Annotated in this window: 5 protein-coding genes and 1 pseudogene; 1 reads left to right on the top strand and 5 read right to left on the bottom strand. The window is 57.2% G+C overall.

Annotated features, from left to right (window positions below):
* The 4 genes and pseudogenes from VQ042_RS24550 to VQ042_RS24535 all read right to left on the bottom strand — a co-directional run.
* Nucleotides 1-113: pseudogene (locus VQ042_RS24550) on the bottom strand (IS66 family transposase zinc-finger binding domain-containing protein); the annotation flags it as partial.
* 12 nt (nucleotides 114-125) lie between these two features.
* On the bottom strand, nucleotides 126-509 hold the full coding sequence (locus tag VQ042_RS24545; protein ID WP_331822893.1) for a hypothetical protein: 384 nt from the start codon (nucleotides 507-509) through the stop codon (nucleotides 126-128).
* An 819-nt stretch (nucleotides 510-1,328) separates the two neighbouring features.
* Entirely contained in the window at nucleotides 1,329-1,535 is a 207-nt protein-coding gene (locus VQ042_RS24540; protein ID WP_331822892.1) for a hypothetical protein, read from the bottom strand.
* Between the two features lie 7 nt (nucleotides 1,536-1,542).
* The gene (locus VQ042_RS24535; RefSeq protein ID WP_331822891.1) at nucleotides 1,543-2,184 is read right to left on the bottom strand and encodes a thermonuclease family protein; all 642 of its coding nucleotides are present in this window, start codon (nucleotides 2,182-2,184) and stop codon (nucleotides 1,543-1,545) included.
* Between the two features lie 307 nt (nucleotides 2,185-2,491).
* On the opposite strand from VQ042_RS24535, the gene VQ042_RS24530 reads away from it, so the two are divergent.
* Nucleotides 2,492-2,875 (top strand): helix-turn-helix domain-containing protein, encoded by a 384-nt coding sequence (locus VQ042_RS24530; RefSeq protein WP_331822890.1) that lies wholly within the window; start codon nucleotides 2,492-2,494, stop codon nucleotides 2,873-2,875.
* Nucleotides 2,876-2,987: 112 nt separating this feature from the next.
* Here the strand turns inward: VQ042_RS24530 and VQ042_RS24525 are convergent, their stop codons facing one another.
* Nucleotides 2,988-4,073 (bottom strand): helix-turn-helix transcriptional regulator, encoded by a 1,086-nt coding sequence (locus VQ042_RS24525; protein ID WP_331822889.1) that lies wholly within the window; start codon nucleotides 4,071-4,073, stop codon nucleotides 2,988-2,990.
* Nucleotides 4,074-4,316 lie beyond the last annotated feature (243 nt).

Genomic DNA, 4,316 nt, shown 5'->3' with positions numbered 1-4,316 from the left:
CCGTGCGGGCAGGCGTAGCGCGGGCGCACCGTGACGAGCACCCGGTACTGCGCCGGCACGATGTCGAAGCGACTGGAGCGGTCCTCGCCGATGCGCACCATGTCGCCGCAACCAGCCGAGTTCGGTTAGCACCGACGGTACTTCGTCCCAGCCATCGCAGCGTCCATTGCGTAATCTGCTATGCGTTCTCCGTCGGGGGGGTCATAATGACAGGTGCGAATTTCCGGAAAATTTGCTGCGATCCAGTGCGAATTGCCTTCCCCGGCGGAAAAAAGCACCGGAGGAATTCTCCGGCGCTGAAGGACGTTCAGTATCAGCGGAATGAAGCGCCGTTCTCCGTCAATGCCGACCACCGCTACGTGATAGTTCTGCCGCAGAAGTCGGTCAAATCGGCCCGGAAGTGAGATGCAATCAACTTCCATTTCTCGGGAGAGGAGAACATTCTCTAGGAAAGCCGCAATGATCGGATCGTCTTCAACAACTAACGCTTGAAAGCCATGGGAGACCATATTGTGCATCCCACATGCCGCTGACACCATCAATCATTGACATTTGAAGACAGGTTCGCGGCGAGCGCCCCTGCTGTCGGACGACAAAAAACCTTTGGGTAGTCGTCACCTTCGAGGAGCCTGGACCGAGCGGCTGACACCATTCCATCTCTCATGCAGGCGGATAACCCAGAACTGGTTTCGGATACGGTAAACCAATGGACGGCGGTTTTCTGCTGGCACTCCGGTACCGGGGTGGAACTCAGGCAGATAGCGATGGCAGCGACAAAGTTCATTTGAGTGCCCCTTGAACCGCAGAGCGTCACGCTCTGCTCACTAGGCGCATCTTCGTGTAGGTAGAGGTGCTGTAGCATCCCTCATTTGGGGTAGGCCGGACACTTCGCTCCATTAGTGCGCGGTTGATGCAGGTCAATTACAGCTGGACGCGTAGTGGTAGATTTGAGCGGTTAACAAGAAGGGTCAGAGCCGCAGCTTCCACTCTCAGATGGCGCTATCGGCCAAAATCGTTGATCTCAGGAGGGGCGCTTGGGTTCGGATAATCAAAACTCCGCGTCAAATGCGAGCTGTTCCGCTGAGTTAAGCCCGGAGCTTTGGCAGAGCCAACTACAGCGGCTTGTCGGAGAGGGTTTACGCGATCTTCGTATCGGTTGCACAGCAAGCGATAAGCAGGTTGCGGAGGTAGTAGAGATGATTTGGCCCGAGTTGCAGCAGCACTTTACCAGTAAACCCGTGCGGAAATCCTAGCCTGTCAGCAGCGTCCGCCAGCACTGAAAGAGGGTTCCGGGAATGTACGGGATGGGGAGGTTAAGCCATAAACCTTTATCCGGAGAGAGGCCGGTGCTTCAGCCAATCCGGTGTCAGCGTGCTGATGCTGCTGGTGGGCACGAGCTTGGAATAGAACCGATCAATCATTTGGGTGGATGTGCCCGCGTTGCGGGCCAGCATGTGGACATCGACGCCACCGTGAATGTCCTCGGTGATGGAGAGGAGGGGAACTGAGACGTTGATTTCCCGACGGTCGATCATGCCGATGTCATCGGCACCAAGGATTACCGCTGTTGGGCCAACCTTGGGATAATCCCTCGGCGATCAACACGTCCCCGGCATCGCGGCCGTCCGCGAGCGTGACCGTGACTAGCGTGCGCCCGTAGTAGCCTTTGCCGTGGTGAGTAAGGGAGTAGCCACGGGACATCAGCGTGCGCAACCGATTCCGAGCTGCGTAGCCTCGGCGTTTTTCGTTGGCGCATACCGGTGAAGAGATTTCCGGCGTATCGATATTGGCGATCCGCCATTTGTCACCGTCCTGCCACCCCGTGTCACCGTCGACGATGCAGGTCACCCGCCGCTTCGCTCTGTTTCCGCCTGAACAAGCTGGGATCGGACCACGATACTGAGGTCTTGGCGCCGCCTTGGTCGACCTGACGCCTGCGATGGCGTCACTTGAGGTGATGACCACTGGAAGCCGGGCAATCGTCTCGCCGACCTGTAAAGTGGGCCACTCGAACGCCTGCAGACGATCGAGCAAATGAAACCGATCAGCGACGATCGGTGCAGCGAACACTACCGCGCATGCGAGCATGAGACGCGGCCAGAAGGTAGAGTTGCGCTTCGATGCCCGAGGCTCGTTACGGCCTTGGCGAGCTTCTTGAAGATTGCTCACATTGCGAAGCCACACGTCGCCACTCTCTCGACGGCGTGTGATCTGCGATTGTGGCCGTTTCGGTTGCCAAGGGCCGTCCATAATGCAACGCTAACAGCTGCTCGATAAGCTTTCGTCTATGCAGACTGAAAAATTCGAGATATCCCTGCCGTGCACATCACTGAATCCGGATGGCACTCCAATATCCCGAAGTTGCCGGCGGTAGTGACACATTTTTTCAGGCCAGCTTCAAACATCTACACCGTCAGTCTGAGTTACCGCCCCAACTTCGTCACGTTTTTCGGGGCCCATTTACAGTGAGCTTTTCGCCGAGGGGGGACGGATGCGCCAACAAGTTTCAGCGGATAAAGAAAAAGAGCTCGGCGCTCGATTGCGCGGCTACCGAAATTATCGTGGTCTGTCGCAGAGCGACCTGGGCAAGCATTTAGGAGTCACGTTTCAGCAGGTTCAGAAATACGAAAAAGGCGTCAACCGGATCTCCGGTATTCGCATCCTGGAAATTGCCAAACTCCTGGGAATCTCAGTTTCAACGCTCCTCGGGGAGGACAGCAGCGTTGATCCTATCGGCGAAATTTCGTCGGAGAGCTTGGGGTTGGTTCGTCGTTTGGAAGCCATGCCGGAGGCTTCGCGGCGGTCGGCAACAGAGGCAATGCTCCGCATCATTGATGCCATTGAGGGTGCCAATGCGGGACAAGATCCAGCATGATGCGTCACGCCGACAATAAAGTTTATTCCCTAAACTTCTGACGGCACGGTCTTGCAAATGCCGATGGAAGCGGAACCTGCATTGGAGACTTTCGCTCCGGGTTGGACAGTTTTCACCCCGTTTCTGACAGCCTGTTAAGCAGCGCGATAAGTTCGGTCTGACGATGCGTGTGCATTTTCTGGAAGATCGCCTTGATATGCGTTCGAATCGTCCAGTGTGTATTCCGCCGTTGCCCGGCAATCTGAATCACGGAAGCACCGTTTTTCAGGGCCAGCGCGATCTCTACCTCCGCAGGTGTCAGTTGGTAGTGCTCTCTCAGCACCTCGTCGAGGGCGGGCTTTCTGGCATCGCGGAGTTCCACATGAAAGGCTCTGGTGTCGTGGCGAAACGTCAGCGAAACCGCCACCGCGTGTGGGAGGTCTCGAAGAACGAGGACTCTCCCTCCTGAACCCGAAATCTCCAGTTCGGGATTGATCAGGCTTCTGCTTCTGCCGAAACGCGCATAGAGCATTGCCTCGGTATGCGCGCTCTTCGCTCTCAACTGCCCGAAGGATGCATAGATGAATTCCTCGGAAGACAAGGCAGCCTCAGCCTGTCCCGTGGCACAGAGGACGCATCCATCTTCATCGGTCACAAGCACTCCCGTGCTGGTCTGCAACAGCAACTGGTGAGCGCCGCGCTCGCGCTCTGCCATTTCGCGCAGCCGCCGTCGAACGTTGAGCGCCTGCTTGAGATGAGGCGCAATCGCGTTCAGCAGCTCCATCTCTTTCGCCGAGAAGGCGCCGGCCCGGTCTCCTCGATAGAGAAGAAGTGACGACATGCGTTCGGGCTCTCTTTCGACAACCAAGAGGGAGCCCTGCGTGAAACCTTGGGGTGCGAGGATACCTTGCACTGATGGATCGCGGTTCCAGACGCTCTCATCAATTGCGTGATGCATGTCGAACGCCGAGCCGACCGGACCCGTCATCAGAGACTTGACCCCGATGTTTTCTTCCGGATGCGCAAACTGCTCGAAATGAAGCCGGACGCGTTCGGTATCGAAACGGTAAGGGACCAGTAGCGCCTGTGCCGAGCCGGAGATGCTCCCTGCGTCGATGACGACGGTGCTTTCCTTGAACTGCCTGCTGATGACTGCGGCCAGCTCAGCCCAACCCTCGTCGGTCTCTGCGGCAGCGGCCTCGTAGATGAGGTTGATCAAATGCGAAGCGTCGATCTGCGATCTCCACCGGCTGCTTCTAAAACGGCCCACTGAGCAAACATTCTGCTTGAGCCTCGGTCAAGATGCTCCTCGATCTGATACGAAGAACCTTCGCTAACTCATTCGGCTGCCAAGGGTCGGTGCTGCAGCCAGTCGGGTGTCAGCGTGCTGATGCTGCTGGTGGGCACGAACTTGGAATAGAAGCGGTCAATCATCTGCGTGGACGTGCCCGCGTTGCGGGCC

The organism is Aurantimonas sp. A2-1-M11 (genome assembly GCF_036549475.1).
Lineage (GTDB): Bacteria > Pseudomonadota > Alphaproteobacteria > Rhizobiales > Rhizobiaceae > Aurantimonas.
Note: the sequence above shows the minus strand (reverse complement) of the source record. Positions and strands in the feature narration are given on the sequence as shown.

Bases quoted from the DNA above. Each gene is read 5' to 3' on its own strand.
- VQ042_RS24545 (WP_331822893.1), bottom strand. From the start codon at position 509: ATGGTCTCCCATGGCTTTCAAGCGTTAGTTGTTGAAGACGATCCGATC.
- VQ042_RS24540 (WP_331822892.1), bottom strand. From the start codon at position 1,535: ATGATCGACCGTCGGGAAATCAACGTCTCAGTTCCCCTCCTCTCCATC.
- VQ042_RS24530 (WP_331822890.1), top strand. From the start codon at position 2,492: ATGCGCCAACAAGTTTCAGCGGATAAAGAAAAAGAGCTCGGCGCTCGA.